The sequence below is a fragment of the Flagellimonas lutaonensis genome (assembly GCF_000963865.1).
Classification (GTDB): Bacteria; Bacteroidota; Bacteroidia; order Flavobacteriales; family Flavobacteriaceae; genus Flagellimonas_A; species Flagellimonas_A lutaonensis.
Genome location: NZ_CP011071.1, coordinates 785,262 through 805,792, shown reverse-complemented (window position 1 = coordinate 805,792; position 20,531 = coordinate 785,262). Strand labels below are relative to the sequence as shown.

At 44.3% G+C, this 20,531-nt stretch carries 16 protein-coding genes; 7 read left to right on the top strand and 9 right to left on the bottom strand.

The features are described from left to right. Positions 1–32 precede the first annotated feature (32 nt). On the bottom strand, positions 33–476 hold the full coding sequence (locus tag VC82_RS03905; protein ID WP_045801215.1) for a DUF1569 domain-containing protein: 444 nt from the start codon (positions 474–476) through the stop codon (positions 33–35). Between the two features lie 99 nt (positions 477–575). Between VC82_RS03905 and radC the strand changes: the two genes are divergently transcribed. The 6 genes from radC to VC82_RS03875 all read left to right on the top strand — a co-directional run bounded on the left by radC (position 576) and on the right by VC82_RS03875 (position 6,250). Then, the gene (gene radC, locus VC82_RS03900; RefSeq protein WP_045801214.1) at positions 576–1,274 is read left to right on the top strand and encodes a RadC family protein; all 699 of its coding nucleotides are present in this window, start codon (positions 576–578) and stop codon (positions 1,272–1,274) included. Between the two features lie 65 nt (positions 1,275–1,339). Next, the gene (locus VC82_RS03895; protein WP_045801213.1) at positions 1,340–2,635 is read left to right on the top strand and encodes a polysaccharide deacetylase family protein; all 1,296 of its coding nucleotides are present in this window, start codon (positions 1,340–1,342) and stop codon (positions 2,633–2,635) included. Beyond that, positions 2,628–3,317 carry a YjjG family noncanonical pyrimidine nucleotidase gene (locus VC82_RS03890; protein WP_045801212.1) on the top strand — a complete coding sequence of 230 codons (690 nt, stop codon included), beginning with the start codon at positions 2,628–2,630 and terminating at the stop codon, positions 3,315–3,317. The genes VC82_RS03895 and VC82_RS03890 overlap by 8 nt, the downstream gene beginning before the upstream one ends. Before the next feature lie 56 nt (positions 3,318–3,373). Further along, positions 3,374–3,922, top strand: coding sequence for a hypothetical protein (locus VC82_RS03885; RefSeq protein ID WP_045801211.1), 549 nt, complete (start codon positions 3,374–3,376; stop codon positions 3,920–3,922). Then, complete coding sequence (locus tag VC82_RS03880; RefSeq protein ID WP_045801210.1) at positions 3,919–5,370, top strand: DUF5723 family protein; 1,452 nt, start codon at positions 3,919–3,921, stop codon at positions 5,368–5,370. Before VC82_RS03885 ends, VC82_RS03880 begins: the two co-directional genes overlap by 4 nt. A gap of 13 nt (positions 5,371–5,383) precedes the next feature. Continuing rightward, positions 5,384–6,250 carry a hypothetical protein gene (locus VC82_RS03875; protein WP_157517973.1) on the top strand — a complete coding sequence of 289 codons (867 nt, stop codon included), beginning with the start codon at positions 5,384–5,386 and terminating at the stop codon, positions 6,248–6,250. On the opposite strand, the gene VC82_RS03870 is transcribed toward VC82_RS03875, so the two are convergent. Continuing rightward, positions 6,247–7,524 carry a replication-associated recombination protein A gene (locus VC82_RS03870; protein ID WP_045801208.1) on the bottom strand — a complete coding sequence of 426 codons (1,278 nt, stop codon included), beginning with the start codon at positions 7,522–7,524 and terminating at the stop codon, positions 6,247–6,249. The genes VC82_RS03875 and VC82_RS03870 overlap by 4 nt on opposite strands. An 80-nt stretch (positions 7,525–7,604) precedes the next feature. Between VC82_RS03870 and VC82_RS03865 the strand changes: the two genes are divergently transcribed. Continuing rightward, positions 7,605–8,327 (top strand): rhomboid family intramembrane serine protease, encoded by a 723-nt coding sequence (locus VC82_RS03865; protein ID WP_045801207.1) that lies wholly within the window; start codon positions 7,605–7,607, stop codon positions 8,325–8,327. On the opposite strand, the gene rlmB is transcribed toward VC82_RS03865, so the two are convergent. From rlmB to VC82_RS03830, 7 genes are all read right to left on the bottom strand, one after another. Continuing rightward, positions 8,324–9,061: a 23S rRNA (guanosine(2251)-2'-O)-methyltransferase RlmB gene (gene rlmB / locus VC82_RS03860; RefSeq protein WP_045801206.1), complete on the bottom strand. Its 738-nt coding sequence runs from the start codon at positions 9,059–9,061 to the stop codon at positions 8,324–8,326. The genes VC82_RS03865 and rlmB overlap by 4 nt on opposite strands. A gap of 64 nt (positions 9,062–9,125) precedes the next feature. Next, on the bottom strand, positions 9,126–9,875 hold the full coding sequence (locus VC82_RS03855; protein WP_045801205.1) for a hypothetical protein: 750 nt from the start codon (positions 9,873–9,875) through the stop codon (positions 9,126–9,128). A gap of 100 nt (positions 9,876–9,975) precedes the next feature. Beyond that, entirely contained in the window at positions 9,976–13,308 is a 3,333-nt protein-coding gene (locus VC82_RS03850) for a VCBS repeat-containing protein (RefSeq protein WP_052698900.1), read from the bottom strand. A gap of 182 nt (positions 13,309–13,490) precedes the next feature. Beyond that, positions 13,491–14,420, bottom strand: coding sequence for a hypothetical protein (locus VC82_RS03845; RefSeq protein WP_045803231.1), 930 nt, complete (start codon positions 14,418–14,420; stop codon positions 13,491–13,493). A gap of 151 nt (positions 14,421–14,571) precedes the next feature. Then, positions 14,572–15,540, bottom strand: coding sequence for a hypothetical protein (locus VC82_RS15200; RefSeq protein WP_157517971.1), 969 nt, complete (start codon positions 15,538–15,540; stop codon positions 14,572–14,574). 10 nt (positions 15,541–15,550) lie between these two features. Beyond that, the gene (locus tag VC82_RS03835; RefSeq protein ID WP_045803229.1) at positions 15,551–17,221 is read right to left on the bottom strand and encodes a SusD/RagB family nutrient-binding outer membrane lipoprotein; all 1,671 of its coding nucleotides are present in this window, start codon (positions 17,219–17,221) and stop codon (positions 15,551–15,553) included. A 25-nt stretch (positions 17,222–17,246) separates the two neighbouring features. Next, positions 17,247–20,480: a SusC/RagA family TonB-linked outer membrane protein gene (locus VC82_RS03830; protein ID WP_045801204.1), complete on the bottom strand. Its 3,234-nt coding sequence runs from the start codon at positions 20,478–20,480 to the stop codon at positions 17,247–17,249. Between the last annotated feature and the right edge of the window lie 51 nt (positions 20,481–20,531).

Genomic DNA, 20,531 nt, shown 5'->3' with positions numbered 1-20,531 from the left:
GAACACTTGTTTTTAGTAGTTGTTGGCCATATCTATACCCCAAACTGCCGAAGGTGGTGGTCAAGATGCTTGTACTGCAACTGTCCCCATTGCTCTGGGGTAAACCGCCCAAATAGGGGATGGGGGTTCCACTCGGTACGGTTGCCGATATCATGGCACTGTTTTACCAATTCTTTCAATTTTTTCACTTCTGTCTCAAAGTCCTTTTCCTGTTTTGCCTTTAAAGCGGGGGCGGTGGGCAGGTTCTTTCGCCAAGGCCTGTCGTTGTAGAGCGATTTTTTAAAGAACCAGCGAACCAGAGGGTTGCCGCGCACGCCCTTGTCTTCGTTCTTGATGGCTATCTTCAGTGGAAACTGGCAGTGCCAAGCCATTTGTCCCACGCTCATTTTACCCCATTGCCGTTGCGAGTCAGGTGACAGACTATCAATGCGCGCTACAATTTCTTCGTACGCTTCTTTGTCGAAAAGTGATTTCATCGGCTTCGGTTTAACAGAATTCCCAAAATACGAAAAAGGCGAATTCGATGGGCACATATCCTCAACAAATGGTTGGGCCCAAAATGCTATATTTATAACATGCAAGAAGAAAAGGCATCTTTGTCCATCAAAGACTGGGCCGATGACGATAAACCCAGGGAAAAATTGGTACAAAAGGGGCGTTCGGTGTTGTCAGATGCCGAGCTTATCGCTATTTTGATCGGTTCGGGCTCCAAAAACGAAAGTGCTGTTGAGCTTTCAAAGCGCATTTTGGCTTCGGTCGGCAACAACTTGAACGATTTGGGCCGGCTATCGGTGAAACAGCTGATGCAGTTCAAGGGAATTGGAGAGGCAAAGGCCGTGACCATTGCCGCCGCCCTAGAGATCGGACGACGTCGCCGAAGGGAGGCGGGTCAACAGATTACCAAGATTGCCTCAAGTGGGGATGCTTTTGAGCTTTTGCAGCCCTTGATAGGCGAGTTGGAGCACGAGGAGTTCTGGATTCTGTATCTCAACAACTCCAATAAGGTGGTACATAAGGGCCAATTGAGCAAAGGGGGCATCACAGGTACTTTGGTCGATGTTCGCCTTGTGATGAAACAGGCCCTTGAGCTGGGGGCCGTGGCATTGATTTTGGCGCACAACCACCCTTCGGGTACCCTTGTTCCCAGCAAGGCCGACAAAACAATCACCCAAAAGCTGAAGAGTGCCGCCCAAGCATTGGACATCAAAGTGCTTGACCATTTGATCATTGCCCAAAAAGCATATTTAAGCTTTGCCGACGAACAACTTCTATGACCAATCGGGGGTAAACGAATGGCCTTATTTGGAATTTGGGTTTTGAAACTTGATATTTACAGCCTATGTTGCTCATCTATACCCATAAGATAACGGCCCGCTTTCGCTATACCATGCGGCATATTTTTAGGGAGATATTGGGCGTGGACATTGGCTTTACCACCAAGGTAGAGGATTTTATAAAGCATAAGGGCCCTAAGATCACCTATACCAAAAAACCCCTGCAGAACGAATTTTTTGTACGTAGCAACGATTTGCTTTTCGAACAGGGAATCAACGATTTTGATATCCGCATGGGCGATTGGGATGGCCTGCCCTGTTTTTTTGAAGCAGGTGACATGAGTGCGATACCCTTCGATATTTTTTCGGCGAGTTTCTTTCTCTTGAGCCGTTATGAAGAATACCTGCCCCACGTGAAGGATGACCTGGGCCGGTTTCCGGCTAAAGAAAGCCTCGCTTACAAAAACGGTTTTTTAGAGTTGCCGGTGGTAAATCTTTGGGCAAACAAATTGTTTGGGGTACTCCAACAGCGTTTTCCCGATATCAAGCGAAAGACCAGGGCCTATCGCTATACCTCCATTATCAATGTGACCACCTCGCACAGTTTTGCGCTAAGGGGCCTTGCCCGAAGTTTGGGCGGCCTATTGTTCGATCTGGGCAAGTTTAGGCTGCGCAGGGTGGCACAGCGGTTTATGGTACTGTTGGGTCTAAGAAAAGACCCATACGACAACTTTTCGCTCTTGATCGAACTGCACAAAAAATATCCGGTAAAGACCATGTTTTTCTTTCAGTTTGCCGAGTATTCGACCCATGACAAGAACATCTCGCCCAACAATAACAAATTTCGGTACCTGATAAAGGCCATTGCCGATTACAGCGTGGTGGCATTGAGCACCTCTTTTCATGCCGGCGGTAATCTAGAGTTGTTAAAAACAGAGAAGAAACGGTTGGCAAAGCTTATAAACAGGCCCGTAAACTATTCTCGGCTACGGTACAACAAGGTGAATGTGCCTACGACCTATCGCAATTTGATAGAGGCAGAGTTCACCGATGATTTTAGCATGGGCTACACCCACGAATTGGGCTTTCGCGCCGGCACCTGCACTCCTTTCTATTTTTACGATATTAACCTAGAAGAACAGCAACCGCTGAAGGTACACCCGTTTGCCGTACATGATTATGCCCTTACGGGATATAAAAGCATCGCAGATGCCCTTGAGAAAGTCGATGGTATGTACCGTCAGGTCAAAACTGTGAACGGGGAGTTTATCACGGTATTTTCCAATGAACTATTGGGAAGCAAACAGCAGATTGACTGGATCCAGCTGTACCAAAACTTTTTAAAGCGCTATTATGTTTAATGGGCAGGTGACCGATATTTTTTTTGATCTTGACCATACCCTGTGGGATTTTGAAAGAAACTCTGCGCTGACCTTTGAAAAGATATTTCTTCAAAATGGCATCCATGTTTCGCTTCCTATGTTCTTGCAAGTTTATGTACCCATCAATTTTGAATATTGGAAGCTGTACCGTGAAGAAAAGGTCACCAAAGAGGAACTACGCTACCAACGGCTGAAAAAGACATTTGATACGCTTGGGATGTCCATAGACCGCTCAATGATCGACCGTTTGTCAGATGATTATATACGCTACCTGTCAAGTTTTAACCACATCATTCCGCATACAAAAGAGGTGTTGGACTATTTGAGGCCCAATTACAGGCTCCACATCATTACCAATGGTTTTGGGGAAATTCAGCACAAAAAACTAAAAAACGCCAAGATATTGCATTATTTCGAGGCCATTATAAATTCAGAGATGGCGGGGGTCAAAAAGCCACATCCGAGAATTTTTGAACTGGCCTTGGCGAAAACGAGGGTGGCCCCAGAAAACAGCCTGATGGTCGGCGACAATCTAGAGGCCGACATTCTAGGGGCCCAAGCAGTGGGTTTCCATACGTTGCACTTCAATCCCACCCAAGATTCAAACCACGATTTTTGCAAGATCATCACCCATTTGAGTGAAATAAAAAGCATTTTGTAGAGTTATAGTAGGGTACAACGGTCATTGGTTGTTTACTAATAAAATTGCTATACAAAATGAAGAAATGGGTCTTTGGTTTGGGAATTGCCATCTCGGCACTGGTTTTTGTGGTGGGCTGCTCTGAAGAGCAGAACTTTGACCAATTCGACGACCTGAGCGTTACCCCTACACTTGCCACCAGTATCTTTTATCTCGAGTCTGATGAAAGCACCATCAATTTGGCAAGCAGCGGCAGTTTTTACTCCGAGGTATTTACTTTCGAGGCCTTTAACGAAGAGTTTGTGGCCGAACGGGTGCTTGAAGGCGTCATTACTTACCAAGTTGAGAATACCACAAGCAAAGAAATTGATATAACCGTTGAGTTTTTGGATGAAGGGGGCAATGTGCTCGATACAGAGGCATTTACCATAGAGGCCGATCCGGCTCCCTTGCTTGAAAGGCAAATTGCCTATGGCAATGGGGGGAGAAGTCTCGATATTCTCAGAAATACTACAAATATAAGGGTAGGGGCGATCAATCAAAGTGACAACAGCAGTACCTCTTCGCAACCCGACCCAAAAATCATACTCCGGTCAAGCGCCGAATTTAGGTTTCGCCTCAAATGAAGAAATGGAAACTGTTGATCTTGGTCTGCCTTCTTGGCACTGCTTTTCTCTCGGCGCAGAACAAACAACTGCTCTACGACTTTTATGAAATTCCCCAATCATTGATGTTGAACCCAGGTGTCAAGACTCCTTACAAGTGGCATGTGGGCATACCGGTGTTGTCAGGTATCGGTTTTCAGGCCGGTAGCAGCGGTATAACAGTGAACGACCTTTTTGCCAACGACGGAATTGATTTCACCACGAAAGTGCGCGACAGGGCGCTATATAGCATGAGCCCAAGGGACGAGTTTAGTGGTAGTGGACAGATAGAGGTTTTTTATGGGGGGTTCAGAAGCGCGAACAGACCTGACGACTATTACTCTTTTGGAATGTACGGCGAGGGTTTTACCAGCGTTTTTTGGCCAAAAGATCTGGCGATTTTGGCCTTTGAGGGAAATGCCAATAATTTGAACAGACGGTTTGACCTAGGGCATCTGACATTACAGGGCGAGGCGGTGAACGTTTTTCACTTTGGGGTAAACCGCAAGATGAGCGACAAACTGAACCTCGGGGTGCGTGCCAAGATTTATTCAAGTGTGTTTGAGTTTAAATCAAAAAGGAATTCTGGCTACTTTGTTACCACTCCCGGCGATGATAATATTTTGGAGAACACCTTGGTGGCAGAACTTGAATTGCAGACATCGGGCTTTAAAGAACTGATAGATATACTGGATGAAGACAACAACACTACACAAAAAGATTTACAGAAATGGTTGCTGGGGCGCTCTTTTTTTGGCGGCAACCTTGGCTTGGGTGCCGATTTTGGATTTACCTATCAGCTGAACGAAAATACTTTCTTGACCGGAAGCATATTGGACGTGGGCTTTATATACCATAGCAACGGACTTGAGAACTATACCCTTAACGGGGCTGCAACCAATGAGGGTATTGAGATCATTTTGCCCGAAGACCTTTTTCAGGGCAACAATGACCTTTGGCAAGAACTGGTCGACGACTTAGAGCGCCTGGTACCCTTTGGCACGGACCAAAACAGTTTTGTTTCCTTACGACCAATAAAGCTGAATGCCTCGATACGCTATAATTTTGGAGAAGGCAATTCGGGCGGGGCGCCATGTTATTGCGGGTATGATGCCGTAAACGCAAGAGATTTTTTTGATTATGTGAACAGTGTCGGTGGCCATTTGTTTGTTATCAATCGCCCCAAGGGTCCACAGGCGGCCTTAACGGCCTTCTATCAAAGAAGGCTGGGCAATGTGCTGGCCCTGAAAACGACCTATACGGTTGACAAGTATTCTTTTTCCAATATTGGCTTGGGGCTTAATCTGCAGGCCGGGCCGGTAAATTTTTACATATTGGCCGATAATTTGTTGGGCTACCGAAATGTGGCCGACAGCCACTACGCATCTTTTCAATTCGGATTTAATATCATATCTTGGAACGATAATTGATTATCGTTTCAACATGAGGAACATTGCATTGGTTTTAATGGTTTTTTTAATGGGTGGCGCAATGGCTTTTGCCCAGTTCAGTGACTACAAATACATAGTCGTACCCAAAAAATTTGCGGCCTTTAAAAACGAGAACCAGCATGCCACTAGCACCTTGGTCAAGTATCTCTTTGACCAACAGGGGTTCAATGTGGTGTATGAGGGCGATTTCCCCGATGACTTGAACCGCGACAGATGTCTGGGCCTTTGGGTACGGCTTTGGGATGATTCAAACCTTTTTGTTACACGAACCACCCTTGCTTTTGAAGACTGTGAGAACAATCTCATATTTCAAACGGCTCAGGGCCGTAGCAAGCTAAAAGAATACCGGGCTTCTTATGAGGAGGCCATCAGAGGTGCTTTTGCTTCTTTAAAGGGAATGACGCACAATTATGTACCAAAAGAGAAAAAGGAAGGTACCGATGCGGTAACACTTAACTTTGACAATGATGTAAAAAGTTTGGAGAAAGAAGCAGCCAAAGACCTTGAGAACAAATCTTCTCAGGTTGTCGAGCAAAAGTCGACCATAGAAGAGCAGCTATACAAGTCTAAAGAACCAGTGGCCTCAACGATGGTAAAAAAAGATACGGCCGGATCAAATACCGGCAAAAGCGCCTCAAAAGCAGATATTCTATATGCCCAGCCGATTGAAAAGGGATATCAATTGGTTGATACCACCCCTAAGGTTCGCTATAAACTTCAAAAAACATCGGTGCCAGATGTTTATTTGGTGGTCGATGACGACAAAAACGGCATTGTATTCAAAAAAGATGGCAAGTGGTTCTTGCAGTATGAAGACGATGACCAAGATGTGATGAAAGAGTTGAACATTAAATTTTAGAAATCGTACTTGTCTTTCCAGTGCTTTTTTAAAAATTCCCTAAAGGCGTTTTCTCTAGGATTGTTTCCGGGTTTATAAAATGTTGTTCCTGATAGTTCTTCGGGTAAGAATTCTGATTGAACAAAATTATCCTCATAGTCATGGGCATAGGCATATTCTTTGCCATAGCCCAAGTCTTTCATTAATTTGGTGGGGGCGTTTCTTATGTGCAAGGGCACGGGCAGGTCACCTGTTTCACGTACTTTTTGCTGCGCATTGCCAATGGCCAGGTAGCTGGCGTTGCTTTTTGGTGAACTGGCCAGATAGGTGGCACACTGGCTCAAAATGATCCGCGCCTCTGGATACCCGATAATATTGACGCTTTGAAAAGTGGCATTGGCCAGTACCAGGGCCGTTGGGTTCGCATTTCCGATATCTTCCGAGGCTAAAATGACCATTCTACGGGCAATGAACTTTACATCTTCGCCCCCCTCGATCATGCGGGCCAGCCAATATACGGCGGCATTTGGGTCGCTGCCCCTGATCGACTTGATGAATGCCGATATGATATCATAATGTTGTCCCCCGGCCTTGTCATACAGCACCGTATTTTTCTGGACTTTCTGCTGTACAAGTGTATTGGTGATGATCACTTGATCACTTTCCTCAGAGTTTACAATGAGTTCGAAGATGTTCAGCAGCTTTCTACCATCTCCTCCAGAAAGGCGCAGTAGGGCCTCGGTTTCGTTAAGGGTTATTTTTTTTGCTTTTAACAGTGCATCTTCTCTTATGGCACGCAGCAATAGGGCTTCTAGATCTTCTTTTCCGAAGGCATTGAGTATGTATACCTGACATCGTGACAACAGGGCGGGAATCACTTCAAAACTCGGATTTTCGGTCGTTGCGCCAATAAGCGTTACCCATCCTTTTTCAACAGCCCCCAAAAGCGAGTCTTGTTGTGATTTGCTGAACCGGTGTATTTCATCGATGAATAAAATGGGGTTTTTTGAAGTGAACAGTCCGTCGCTCTGTTTCGCTTTGGCAATAACCTCGCGCACCTCTTTGACTCCGCTGCTAATGGCACTCAAGGTATAGAAGGGACGGCCACTTTCATTTGCGATTATTTGGGCCAAAGTAGTCTTGCCCGTACCGGGCGGCCCCCAAAATATCAAAGAAGGCACCATGCCTTTTTTTATTTGGTTGTATAGGGCCCCCGTGGGGCCTACCAAATGCTGTTGGCTAATGTATTCATCCAGTGTTTTCGGTCTGATTCTTTCTGCCAAAGGTTCACTCATTGCATAAAAATAGGACAAAAGGGCCTGACAATTTGTGCCATTTTAAAATTTTGGATACTAAATTGCAAGGTAACAAGCATATGGCCACACCAAGTCAATTTAAGTTTTCAAATGCCGTGTTGTTGGCACCCCTTCTGGCGGCCCTGGCCATTTGGTCGGTGTTCTGGTTCGAGGTTCGGTTTGGGGTCAATTTTAACGATTACGGGGTATATCCGAGAACCTTAAAGGGGTTGCGGGGCGTTCTTTTAAGTCCGTTCATCCATGGCTCGGTAGAACATCTATACAACAATACGTTGCCCCTGATATTGCTGACGGCGTTTCTGTTCTATTTTTATAGGAGAGAGGCAGTTTGGGTATTGTTGGTCGGGGGGCTGCTTTCAGGGTTGCTCACTTGGCTCATCGGACGGCCATCATACCATATTGGGGCAAGCGGAATCATCTACGTACTGGCAAGCTTTATTTTTTTTAAAGGAATCTTTGCCAAGTATTACCGATTGATTGCCCTGTCTTTGACGGTTGTCTTTATTTATGGAGGAATGCTTTGGTATATTTTTTCGATAAAGGATGGAATTTCTTGGGAAGGACATCTTTCAGGATTTTTAACAGGGCTGTTCTTGGCCTTGGTGGTAAGAACAAAGGTTCCCGTTGAAAAGAGGTATGTATGGGAGCGTGAAGATTATAACGAGGAGGAAGATGAGTTTATGAAGCATTTTGATGAACACGGAAATTTCATAGAAAGAAAACCCGATGTAGAAGGGGATGGGGCAAAAATCAACTATCAGTATAAAAAGAGGGACGACTAGCCCTTTCGCTGCCGCACAACCTCATAAAGAAACACCCCACAGGCCACCGATACATTCAGCGACTCTATTTCGCCCAACATGGGCAATTTGGCAGTGTGATCCGCCAACTTCAACAGCGAGGGTGATATTCCGCTACCCTCTGAACCCATAATGACCGCACAGGCCCTATTCAGTGGAACATCGTAGACAAAGGTATCAGCCTTTTCGGTGGCAGCAACGATTTCCACTCCGGATGATTGCAGGTAGAATATGGCATCTTTTAAATGGTCGACCTTGGTGATCGGAATTTTGAAGGCGGCGCCGGCTGAGGTCTTTACCGCATCGGCATTAATAGGGGCAGAGTTGTTTTTGGGCACCACAATGGCGTCTACTCCACAACATTCGGCGGTTCTGATGATGGCCCCGAAGTTTCGAACATCGGAAATACCATCCAAGAGAAGAAAGAATGGCAGTTCTTGTTTTTGCAGGATTTTTTCAACAGTATCTTCAAAATTTTGGAAGGCAACGGGTGATATCAGGGCCACGGCACCCTGATGGTTGTTTTTAGTGAGTTTGTTGAGCCTTTCGATGGGCACATACGAGACCATCAACCGTTTTTTTCGAGCCAAGGTTTCAAGGCTCTTGAACAGGCCACCTTTCAGGCCTTTCTGCAGGTAGACCTTGTTGATGGGTTCGTCGGCCTTTATGGCTTCCATTACGGCATGTATACCATATATCTGTTCAGAATTTACCATTGTAATCAAATTACAAAAAAACCCACTTGAAGAAGTGGGTTTTTAGAATGTTATTAAGCAAAATTTAGCTATTCAAGTACATAAACACCTGTCTAAGATCTTGCTCTTCTTTAATATTAAGATTGTTTTGCTTTAAATATCCAGCCAAATTTTCTTTTTTGTCAGGGGGCAGAAGCTTCAATAGCTTTTTATTCTTGAGCTGTATCTCGTCTATTCGGTTTATGCCTTTAGCCTCGACGTAATATTCCGTAAACTTTGAAAATTTAGCGGGAATTGCTTTGACAAAAGAGTTTTGGGCTTTTTGACCTTCTGTAAACTTAACGTTTATACGTTTGTACAACGTATATTCTTCGCCTTCTACCAAGGTCACCAGGTAACCATTTAAGGTATTGCCCTTTTTGTCAATAAATGTCTTGAAACTCAAAGGTTGGCCATTTACCAAGATTGAAATCTTCTTGTCTTTTCCCAAAGCCCTGATAGGCTCGTTTTCAAGGTTTTTTTGCTTTATCTCTATTTCCTCGTTGTAGGCGTTGTATCGGTAATAAATATTTTGCACCGGCTCACCGTCATAGAATAAAGTTGTGTACTGAAAAGCATTGGAGGTATATGGGCTACCTTGTATATCACTTCTATTTTCATAGGAGAGTTTTTCTTTTGCGCCAGAAATTGAACCGGTAACGTATTGCAAGGCGGCATCGGTAAAGCCTCCATCTGCCCCTGTTGCCGTGTAAGAGGCAACTTGTCCCGATGTTTGTCCATTTACGACAAGGGCTGAAACAGATAGTAGTGCTAACAGGAAATGTGTTTTTTTCATAAGAATTTAAATTTTCACGAAAATAGCCATTTGCCTAAATAAATCGTGAAATTATGTGTTATAATTAGCTTAAAAACCCATATGGCCGACGACCTTCAATCTAGGGTTGGTAGACAAAAGATTGCGCTCTATCATTGTTTTTAGATACCAACAGATGCTTTGTGCCGTTCAAATCTACAAAAAGGGCATCTTTTGTGTTGCCATCTAGGTAAAGCCCTGTTTCTTCATATGTGAGCGCCTGATAGCCATTTTCTTGGTTTGATAGCAGGGCCAAGCCTGAAAACGCATCCAGACGGGGTGTCTCGACTTCTGTTTCATATAGGTTGCCGGCAATTACGCAATCTTCAAAACCGTCACCGTTCAAATCATAAATATCAATTGAAAGAATAGGGAACATTTGCGCTTCAACCGGCAGTAGTATTTTTTCAAAATCGCCACTACCCCTGTTCACCAAAACAATTGAATTAAACTCTGTGGCTTCACTTTGAAACGCGTTCGACAGGTCTTCACCATAAATGTCTACCAAGGTTGCATTGGCAAACTCGTTGTAGGTTTCGAATTTTTCTTTGATAAAGGGCATTTGTTGTGAAGAACACTCACGGCCTCTTACGGGCACGTATGCGCCATTATATTCTTTACTCAGAACAATATCATTTGTGCCATTTCCATCAAAATCGTCTGCAAACACCTTGAACGGTTTTTTCTTGTTGGCCTTGAATTTGATGTTTAGGCCTACATTGCCGACCACGTAATCTTTGAGACCATCATTGTTCACATCGGTCTGTGCAATGGAGAACCACCAGCCACGCTCTTCGCCAAGGCCTTTTTCCTTTGCCACGTTCTGAAAGCTTCCATTTTGGTTTTTGAAAAGGCCTATTCCTGTCCATTCACCCACGGCAATAAAATCTTGTTGCCCGTCATTATCGAAATCGGTGGCCACAAAGTCATTGATAATGCCAAAATTGGCTAATTCAGGAGCAACTTTTTCGGTTACATCGACCAAGCGGCCTTTTTTGTTCTCGAAAATTGTAGAGGGTTGGAATTTCGGGTAATTTCTTGGGATGACTCGATTTCCAACAAGCAAATCAAGGTCTCCGTCATTATCGAAATCTATGGGGGTTACTGTTTTGCCATTTTTCGGATATTTTTCAAGCTCAGGTTGCTTTGCCTTTGTAAAGTTGCCTTTGCCATCATTTATGTAAAGCCGGTCGGTAAAGAAAGAGGAATTTTCATCGAATTCGTTGCCGCCACTTACCACGAAGAGATCTAGGTCTCCATCATTGTCGAAGTCAAAGAATACCGACTCCATATCCTCATGGCCCTTGTCATCATCCAATGCTTTTGAAGCCACGGCCACAAAACCACTGCCTATGTTTTTAAGTAATTGGCCCGCTTGGCCTGACGCGCCGCCGATAAAAACATCTTCTAGGCCATCGCCATTAAAATCGCCCTTACTCATAAATGGACCAAGTGTTGATTGTTTGTAGGGCAAAAGAATTTCTTCTTCAAAATCATCGTAAGGATTTTCTTTGTGAACTATGGGTTGGCCAAGCACCGCACTTTCCTTAAAGAACGGTATAACTTTGTCTGCCTCAGGCTTCAATGGTTTCGCATTTACAATGTCTAAGGTAATGACGGAATTTTTAGGGATATCATACCGTATTTCGGCGCTGCCATTGTTCCATTCAACCTTCAGCGTATCAACTTTTTCTGTGTTTCCAAGCCCGAAAATGATTGAGTTGTCGTGTGATGACCGGTAGCCTTTGATCCTACGACTTTCAATGTACTGTTCTTTACCACCATATTTGATGGAAACCTTTGCAAAGGGCTCAGAATTTACTCCCTTCAGTTTTATCTTTAAGTAGTTGCCCTCGTTTCTTTCGACCGAAACATTTTGATATACCAGAGCTTTATCATCGATGTTGTTGACCACTAAATCGTAATCACCATCATTGTCAAGGTCTGCCTGTGCAGCCCCGTTGCTAAAAGTAAAATCCTCCAGACCCCATTCTGAAGCACGGTCTACAAATTTTAGATTACCTTGGTTTTCATACAGGATGTTCTGCAATTTTTCAGAGGGCATGTCATAATAAAGTTGTTTTTTTATTTCCAGAGGTACATTCTTACCATATTTCATGCGGGCCTCAAAAACCTTGTTCTGAACATCATTGTCGAGGGCATAGCGCCTATATCCGTTGGTAACATAAATATCCTTGTCTTGGTCAAGATCAAAATCTGTCATTAGCACTGACCAACTCCAATCGGTATTGGCCGTTTTGGTCATTTGGGCGATATTATTGAACTTATTGTTACCAATATTTAGCTGAAATGAATTGTACATATATTGGTAATGGAAGTTGGCCTTATTTACCAGGTAATCAAAACGGTCGGTGCTCATAGATGCCATTAGTGTCTTTGAGCGCTTATGGTCGCTTGAAGCCATATCGAGCACGAAAATATCTTGCTTGGAATCGTTGTTGACATCGGCAATGTCAATACCCATTCCGTAAAAGGAAATCTGGTTGGTGTACTCTTTGATCTTATCGACAAAAACACCCTTTTCGTTGATGAACAAGGCATCAGGAATGTAGTAATCACTGGCAATGTAAAAGTCTAGCCAACCATCGTTGTTTATGTCACTTATGGCAAGGCCCAATCCAAAAATAGGCCGTTGTATGCCGACCTCTTTGGTCACATGGACAAAACGACCGTTGTCGTTTCTATAGAAATGGGAAGAATTGAAATATTGTGCCTCTAGGTTACCCTCGACCATCCGATACAGATTAATAGGGTCAACCCCATAATACTCATTTTCGTTCATTACGATGCAATCGAGGTCACCATCCCGGTCATAGTCGAAAAATGCCGATTGCGTACTGATACCCATATCAGCTAGTCCATACTCATCTGCGTTTTCTAGAAAAGTATTGTTTTTTTGATTGATAAATAGCAGGTTCTTTCGATTTGGCCTATTATTGGGACCACCTTGTGAGACATAGATATCCATCCACCCATCGTTATTAATGTCGACAAAGGCCACTCCATTGGACCAAATCTTTCCTTGGTTGATGCCGGCCGTTTCTGTTATGTCTTCAAATTGTAAATTACCCTTGTTCAAGTACAATCTGTTCGGTACTTGGTTGCCACAAAAAAAGATATCCAAAAGACCATCGTTGTTGATATCTTCAACACCAACGCCTGCACCGTTGTAGAAATAGTCAAAATTGAAAAGATTTTCAAGGGTTTCAAGGTTTTCGGTGATGTTGTTTTCAAAATTAACGCCAGTACTATTGGCTTCCAATTTTTTGAAGATTTGTTTCTTTTCAACAATCCGGTCTTTTTTTTCTTCGTCCACTACCTCCGCTGTCTTTTGTTTACAGGCAATGACTGCAAAGACCGACAATAGGCAAAAAAGATATTTATTCCGAAACATGTTCTATAAGCATTAAAATTAGTATGTGGCCGAAAATGCCCCACAAATTATTACGAACTTTTGTGATTAACAAGAATACTTGATTTTATTGATGTATAATGAAGTTTTTTAACAGGGTGAATAAAAAAAGCCACCTATGAAAGGTGGCTTTTTCTCTATTAAAATTATAATCCAATCTTCAATTAGTCTTTACAGTAATCAATGGCAATGCTGCCAGCCTCGGTACCTGCAGGAATGTCTGCAACCGTATTTCCATTTGGTGTGATGATTTGAAAGGATATCTCACCCCAAAAATCACCCCTGAAATTAAAATCAGCAGCTTCCGTTAATCCGGCAGGAACAGTAAATGTGGTAGTACCAGAACTGGCCCCATCTGTACAATCATACCCCGGATCTTCATAGGGCGTGCAAAGGCCAATCTCATAAACGGTGCCATCACTTAATGTAACAACAAGGCCTGGGCCGCCACCATCAGCAGTGGTTGGTTGCCATCCATCGCCAAATGCATCTTGCATTTCCACAGTCCAAACCCCTGGTGTAGGTGGTTTGGGTGGGCATACTACAGTGGCTGTGTAGAGAAATGGTGAACTAAAGAACGAACCTGTCAATGTGCCGGAGTTGTCGGCAAAAGAATACCTTCTTCCATCCACTAATACCAGCTCAAAACGAATGGTAAACTGGTCAGATCCATCAACGTCGTCGTTAGAGATGGGAAGTGCGGCAACCATTTCTGGTAGGGTGATGGTATAAGTTGTTCTGGGCAAACCAAATTCACCTATTGAAAAGGTTGAAGGGTCGAGGATTTCAACTAGAACCTCTTCGGTATCCAAATCTGTTTCACCGTCTGCAACGGTATTGTCCCTAAAACCGATATATACTTCAACTGCTTGCACGAGTTTACCATTTTCTTGATCCTGAATTTCAACTTCTACACTGAAATTTGAATCATTGTTGCCGATAGGAATCTCGTTGGATATAACATTTATGGTTCTTAAGACCGCACCCCGCTGTACGTTGGCTTGAATCTCATCAAAGACCTTGTCTCCTTCTTCACAAGAAGAGATGAAGAAGAACAACACCATAAATGAGAGTATTTTACTAAAGATTTTCATAAGATAATTTTTCTTTTTTGTTATTAGCCATTTTGAGACACTTAGGTCAGTTGCAATAAAACCACCCGACATAGCAGGTGGTTTTATCGTTAACTTAGCTATGACTAGAAACTCTTTGAATGATATCAAAAGGTTCTTTCATCACTGCTTATTAAAGTTTAGTCAATCGAACCTCTGCATCAACACCACCGCCACAATCATCGCTTTCATCGTCTCTGAGCACAATATTGAAGACGCTGTCATCTGCAGGGTCATATGTTCCTGGCGCAGCTTCAACTGGAGGGCCTAACGTGATACCTGCACTACATTGAAGACCTGATGCCTGACCAGGGAGAGGATTGACAGAACCACATACCAGATCAAAAGCAAAAGCTCTAGGTCCATTTCCAATACCGAAATCTGGAAGATATACGGCTTCGAAAACTCTTTGTGTGGAGGTTTCCCCAATCATGAGCGTTACCGTCGTGCCATCCCCCCAAGTGTTGGAAGCGAATATTCCGGGTACCACTTGGTTGACTACATAGTCTCCCACAAATTGGTCTTCTCCAATCGGACAAACCACCGTAGGGGTATACAAAAATGGCGAACTAAAGAACGAACCTGTTAGCGTACCTGAATTGTCCGCGAACGAAAAGCGACGTCCATCTGTCAAAACCAATTCGAAACGGATTTCAAATTGATCACCACCCGTGATATCAGACTCACTCCGTCCCACAAAAGAAAGCATCTCTGCCAGGGTAATGGCGTAACTAAATCTCGGAAGACCAAACTCCCCTATAGTAAAGGTTGAGCTATCAACAGTGTCGAATAGTGATTCCTCTACATTCGTTCCAGGTCCTACTTCCTCAGTATTGTCCCTGAAACCAACATATACCTCAACTGTCTGTACAAGGTTTCCGTTTTCTTGGTCTTGTACTTCCAGTTCCACTTCAAATCCTGCATCGGCTTGCCCGATTGGCAGTTCGTTTGAAATGAGGTTTATAGTTCTTAAAACGGCTCCTCTCTGAACATTGGCTTGTATTTCATCGAAGACCTTATCCCCATCTTCACATCCTGAGAACACCAAAAGTGCTCCAAGCAATGTGGTTCCTAATAAATATTTAGCAAACTTTTTCATCATTAATCATTTTTTAGTTTGCTGGAGGGAAGGTGGGACTTGGAGGGTTGGTGTCCCAAAAAACCTGTGTTGTCAAATCTGACCTCTGGGTCAAGTTTGGATTCGTAATGACCTCGTTCTGTGGCAACAAGAACGTACGTGGGAAAGGTCCTGGATCTGGCTCCCAGTTTGGAAGCAAGGTAGTAGGATATCCCGTTTTTCTGTAATAGTTGTACGCTTCAGTAGCACCGCCGTATAGGGTGATGAAGTATTGCTCCGCAAAGATGTTCTCCTTGTCATCACCAGTAGCAGCATTGAAGTCGCTCACAATACCATCGATATAAGCCGTAACCTCTGCAGCTGTAGGTGCAAATGATAGATCAGCAGAACTATCCAAAGATCCGAACGATTGGACTTTTGCGATATGCTTTTCAAGACCCGCCCTCAAGAAGTTGGCACGCTCGGTGTCGTTGGCAGCCATCTCACCTCTCCAGAAATCAACATAAGAAGCCAAGATGATGGGCTCAATACCGGCACCACCGCCACCAAGACCTAAACCTACTACATCAAAACTATTGTCATCGAAACGCCCACCTGCTGGGTAAACACCAACTGCAGCTCTCAGGAAGTTGTCAGGAGGTGTACCTTCGTCGTTACCGTGAGAACGACCCCAATAACCATTGGGCACACTACAATAAGTGAAACCACCATCTTGGTAGTGCTGTGGAGGTACTACCAATGAGCAGGCCAAGGTTTCCTCATCTGCAGGAGCATCAGCACCTGGTGTGGCATCCACCTGACGATAGAAGTAGTAACGGATTCTTGGGTCACCGTAGTCTAGCATGGTCTCCATCAACCAGTTTGACTGGTAAATGTTGGCTCCAGAAGGCGTATAATCAGCAGCATAGTCTGGGTGACGTGAATCAGGTTGTAATTCACTTGTACCATATTGCAATTGGAAATCATCCTCATTGCTAGAAATAAAGTTGCCGCCTGCGATAATGTTGTTGAACGCTGAAGTGTTTCCAGTGTTCTTGTATGCGCGCAACCTCAAAGTGTTGATCAATTTTACCCATTTAGAGGCATCCCCTTCATAGAAAATATCCTGGGCACCTTGTGTTGGAGGATTCGAGGCCAAAAGGCTCTCGGCCTCATCCAAAAGGCCAAATGCCACGTTGTAGATTTCCTCTCCACTGTCCAAAGTGGGAGCGGGAAATTCAGAAGGGTTCAATGCCTGGCTCCAAGCGGCCGTTCCGATATAATCCACTAAAAGGAACAGCATGTGTGCCTGAAGGGTCTTGCCCACGCCAACATGAAATGAATAATCCACTTCACTGTTTGCGTTGATATCCTCAAGGGCAGCCACGTTGGTAGAAATACCTACACTGACACCATCCCCTACACCATTACCCCCACTACTGTAGGTTCTTGACCAAATACCGTCAAAGGTGTTACCGGGATAGTTGTTGAAGTAGTTTCTACCAAACATGTAATCGATCCGTGTCAATTCGGCACCACGGTCACTGATAGTTTGCATATTAGTGCCGTATGCCAGTTGGATCGAGTTGAGCAGCAGGTTAGGGTCTGCCTGGTCTGCCGCTAGGTCGTTCGGACTTACCCTTAAGTCCAAGTCCGTTGTCTCACAGGCGGTAAAAAGCCCACCTGCGATAAAAACAACTGTTATGTATTTAAAAATGTTTTTCATGATATTATCCATTAACAATTTTTTATTAGAATGAAGCCTTTACACTGACACCGTACCTTCTGGAACTAGGCCCGTTGATGAAGTCGAATCCTCGTCCGTTACCGATACCCACACCCTGAACATTCGGGTCAAAGTTTGCACCATCTGGGGTGTTGTAGGCATCATACCATAGGTTGAAGCCCTGGGCTGTGATGCTCAAAGAACCAAATGGGGTCTTTTCGAGCAACTTCGATGGGAAGGTATAGCCCAAAGAAACTTCTTGTAAGCGGATTACAGAGGCGTCATAGATTCTAGTCTCTGTTGGACCGAACAACAGGTTACTGAAGAAATAAGTCGAGTTGTTTATCTGCTTGTTGTTGACTTCTCCAGTTGTTTGGTTAACACCTGGCAAAATATAGGTGTTTTCCCTGTCTTGGGTCTCAACAATCAAACCTCTACCCAACAGCACGGCAACCGTACTCGAAAGGATGTCACCACCCTTGACATGGTTTACCTGAAAGTTCAGGTTCCAGTTCTTGTAGCGCAAGGTATTGATGAAGTTCATGGTATAATCAGGAATAGCGTCTCCAATAACGGGTACATTTCCGTCATTGTCTTGCTCAACCACTACATAGTTTCCTGCGTCATTTACCAAGAAATTACCGTTTTCATCCCTTCCAATCGCCGTACCTACAATAGCACCCAAAGATTCACCTTCAATAGCGGCGTTTGAACCCCTGAAAAGGCCTCCGCCAACCGCCAATGAACCGGCGTAGGCAATGAAATCTTGCTCTTGTTCTGTAACGGTCTCATTGTTGGTAAAGAAGTTGACCCTTGAGTTCCAACTGAAGTTTTCTCCTTTAAAAATATCAACTCCCAAATCCGCTTCAAATCCTTTGTTCTGTATTTCACCAACGTTGCTTTGGGTGAAAGAGAAACCGGTTGATGGCGACAATGGCTCGGTAACGATCAAATCGTTGGTCACCCTGTTAAAGTAGGTGAAATCCAAAGAAATTCTGTTTTTCCAAAGACGCGATTCGATACCGAATTCATATTCCTCCAACAGCTCAGGCTTCAAATCAGGATTGGCCCTAAAGTTGTCGATTTGGTTGGCAGTCATCAAGTTGCCCTGGGCATCTACGAACCTTTGGGTGGTTTGCTCTACTACGTTGACAGTAGGATATCCGGTAGGAAAGGTAGCCGAAGTACCGTAGCTAGCCCTCAATTTCAAGAAATTGATCCCATTCTCGCTCTGAAGACCGTCAAAGGCCGCTGTAGGCAAGAAAGACAAGCTGACACCGGGATAGGTTTTGCTATTGTTCTCTGAAGTCAAGTTAGAAACCCAGTCTGTTCTGGCAGATACGTTCAAGAATAGCATATTGTCGTAATCCAAGGTAGCTTGACCCAAGATACCGACAATGTTACGCTTCTGGGAGAACTGAATGGGTGTCTGGTTTTCAAAGTTGAAGTGGCGCTTGATGCCAAATACTATCTGGCCGGTACTGTTGACTCCTTGTCTATCAAAGAAATCCTGTCTTGAAGTGGCACCGACCGTGAAGGTCATTCCCAGTTTTTCTGAAAGATCGTAATTACCGTTCAAAGAAAGGAAATGCTCCCAGATCGTATTGTTGTTGTCATATGTTTGATAGAAACCAAAAATGGCATTGGTAAATTCTACCCCCCCTTTGTTTGAACCGTTAATGTTGCGCTCGTTGTAGAAATCTAGACCAGACCTCCAGTTGAGGTTCAGGTTCTCATTGATTTCATAGCTCAACTGCGCGTTCCAGTAAAAACGGTTGGTCAACTGTCGGTAGGTAACGTTTTTGGCGGTCCAACGTGGGTTGATGATGTCATTACCGTTACGGTAGTAAACACTTGAGCCGTCGATTGGGTTCTCAAACGGAAGCCCCATCAAGTCAACACTTCGTGGTGTAAACAATACGTTGCCATAAACGGAAAGACCATCTGTACCGTTACCCCTACTTGATGCGATGGGAGGTGTACGATAGTCGGTTCTTGCATAGTTCATGGTTCCACTAATGGTAAACTTGTTGGAAAGTTGTGAACGGCCACCCATAGAAACATTCAACCTGTTTAAAGAGTTGCCCGGTGTAAAACCTTCATCGTCCAAGTAACCAAGGTTGAAGTTATAGTTGGTCGACCCATCGGCAGTTGAACCAGCAACATTCACAGAGGTATTGGTAACCACACCTGGGCGGAAAAATTCCTCTACAGAATCATATGGTCTCCATGGATATCTTGCCCCTTGAAGTTCTGGGAAAGCAGCTCTTGTTGAGGCTACTGACGTAGTAGAATATGGGTGCTCCAACGTACCATTGTCATCAATGGCTGATTGGTTGCCCCAACCTGATACACCATCACGGTCAAAACTTGGTCCCCAGTTACTGAAGAACCATCCGAAAGACTGGTCAAAACCGTTACCATATTTGTCTTGATAATCAGGTATAGAAGCCATTTCGTTGGTAAAGACAGACTGGCTCACGGTAATCTCGGTCTTTTTTGCCCCGCTGCCAGCAGCACCGGCCTTGGTGGTAATCAAGATGACCCCGTTCTTACCCTGTGTACCGTAAAGGGTGGCGGCTGCCAAACCTTTCAAAACCTCCACACTGGCAATGTTGTTCGGGTCAAGGTCCAAGAAACGGGACGACCCTGTATTGCCTGAAATAAAGTTTCCGGGCGCGTTGGTGTCATTACTGAAAGGAACCCCGTCTACAATAAAGAGCGCCTGGTTGCTACCACTGAAGGAGCTTAGACCCCTGATGGTCACGTTTGTACCAGAACCCGAGGCACCACCGGCAGCGGTAATCTGTACACCGGCGGCCTTACCAGCGAGTACCCTGGCAACATCACCTTCGGCCCGTTGCTCCAGTTGCTCGGAACCCACAGAGGTAACCGCATATCCTAAGGCCTTCTTTTCACGTTTGATACCTTGGGCCGTTACGACCACTTCTTCCAATGCCTGGGCATCTTCCGACATTTGCACATTGATCACATTTCCTGCGCCAACGGTGCGTCTTTCATCTTTTTGGCCGATGTACGTAAACAATAGTGTTTGGCCAGTACTGGCGGAAATCGAGTAGTTTCCATCAAAATCTGTTTGCGTACCAGTTGACGTTCCTTCAACGACGATGTTCACCCCAGGGAGCGGCAGGCCGTTTTGGTCTGTCACCGTACCTGTAATCGTCTTGTCTTGCGCAAAAGAAAGGTGCACAAAGAACGCCAATAACAGCGTTAACAATCCATTAAGTTTTGTTCTCATTTTAAAATTATTTGAATTAGCTAGCCGCTAAAATCATAATTTCATGTTAAT

Bases quoted from the DNA above. Each gene is read 5' to 3' on its own strand.
- VC82_RS03905 (WP_045801215.1), bottom strand. From the start codon at position 476: ATGAAATCACTTTTCGACAAAGAAGCGTACGAAGAAATTGTAGCGCGC.
- radC (WP_045801214.1), top strand. From the start codon at position 576: ATGCAAGAAGAAAAGGCATCTTTGTCCATCAAAGACTGGGCCGATGAC.
- VC82_RS03895 (WP_045801213.1), top strand. From the start codon at position 1,340: ATGTTGCTCATCTATACCCATAAGATAACGGCCCGCTTTCGCTATACC.
- VC82_RS03890 (WP_045801212.1), top strand. From the start codon at position 2,628: ATGTTTAATGGGCAGGTGACCGATATTTTTTTTGATCTTGACCATACC.
- VC82_RS03885 (WP_045801211.1), top strand. From the start codon at position 3,374: ATGAAGAAATGGGTCTTTGGTTTGGGAATTGCCATCTCGGCACTGGTT.
- VC82_RS03880 (WP_045801210.1), top strand. From the start codon at position 3,919: ATGAAGAAATGGAAACTGTTGATCTTGGTCTGCCTTCTTGGCACTGCT.
- VC82_RS03875 (WP_157517973.1), top strand. From the start codon at position 5,384: ATGAGGAACATTGCATTGGTTTTAATGGTTTTTTTAATGGGTGGCGCA.
- VC82_RS03870 (WP_045801208.1), bottom strand. From the start codon at position 7,524: ATGAGTGAACCTTTGGCAGAAAGAATCAGACCGAAAACACTGGATGAA.
- VC82_RS03865 (WP_045801207.1), top strand. From the start codon at position 7,605: ATGGCCACACCAAGTCAATTTAAGTTTTCAAATGCCGTGTTGTTGGCA.
- rlmB (WP_045801206.1), bottom strand. From the start codon at position 9,061: ATGGTAAATTCTGAACAGATATATGGTATACATGCCGTAATGGAAGCC.
- VC82_RS03855 (WP_045801205.1), bottom strand. From the start codon at position 9,875: ATGAAAAAAACACATTTCCTGTTAGCACTACTATCTGTTTCAGCCCTT.
- VC82_RS03850 (WP_052698900.1), bottom strand. From the start codon at position 13,308: ATGTTTCGGAATAAATATCTTTTTTGCCTATTGTCGGTCTTTGCAGTC.
- VC82_RS03845 (WP_045803231.1), bottom strand. From the start codon at position 14,420: ATGAAAATCTTTAGTAAAATACTCTCATTTATGGTGTTGTTCTTCTTC.
- VC82_RS15200 (WP_157517971.1), bottom strand. From the start codon at position 15,540: ATGATGAAAAAGTTTGCTAAATATTTATTAGGAACCACATTGCTTGGA.
- VC82_RS03835 (WP_045803229.1), bottom strand. From the start codon at position 17,221: ATGAAAAACATTTTTAAATACATAACAGTTGTTTTTATCGCAGGTGGG.
- VC82_RS03830 (WP_045801204.1), bottom strand. From the start codon at position 20,480: ATGAGAACAAAACTTAATGGATTGTTAACGCTGTTATTGGCGTTCTTT.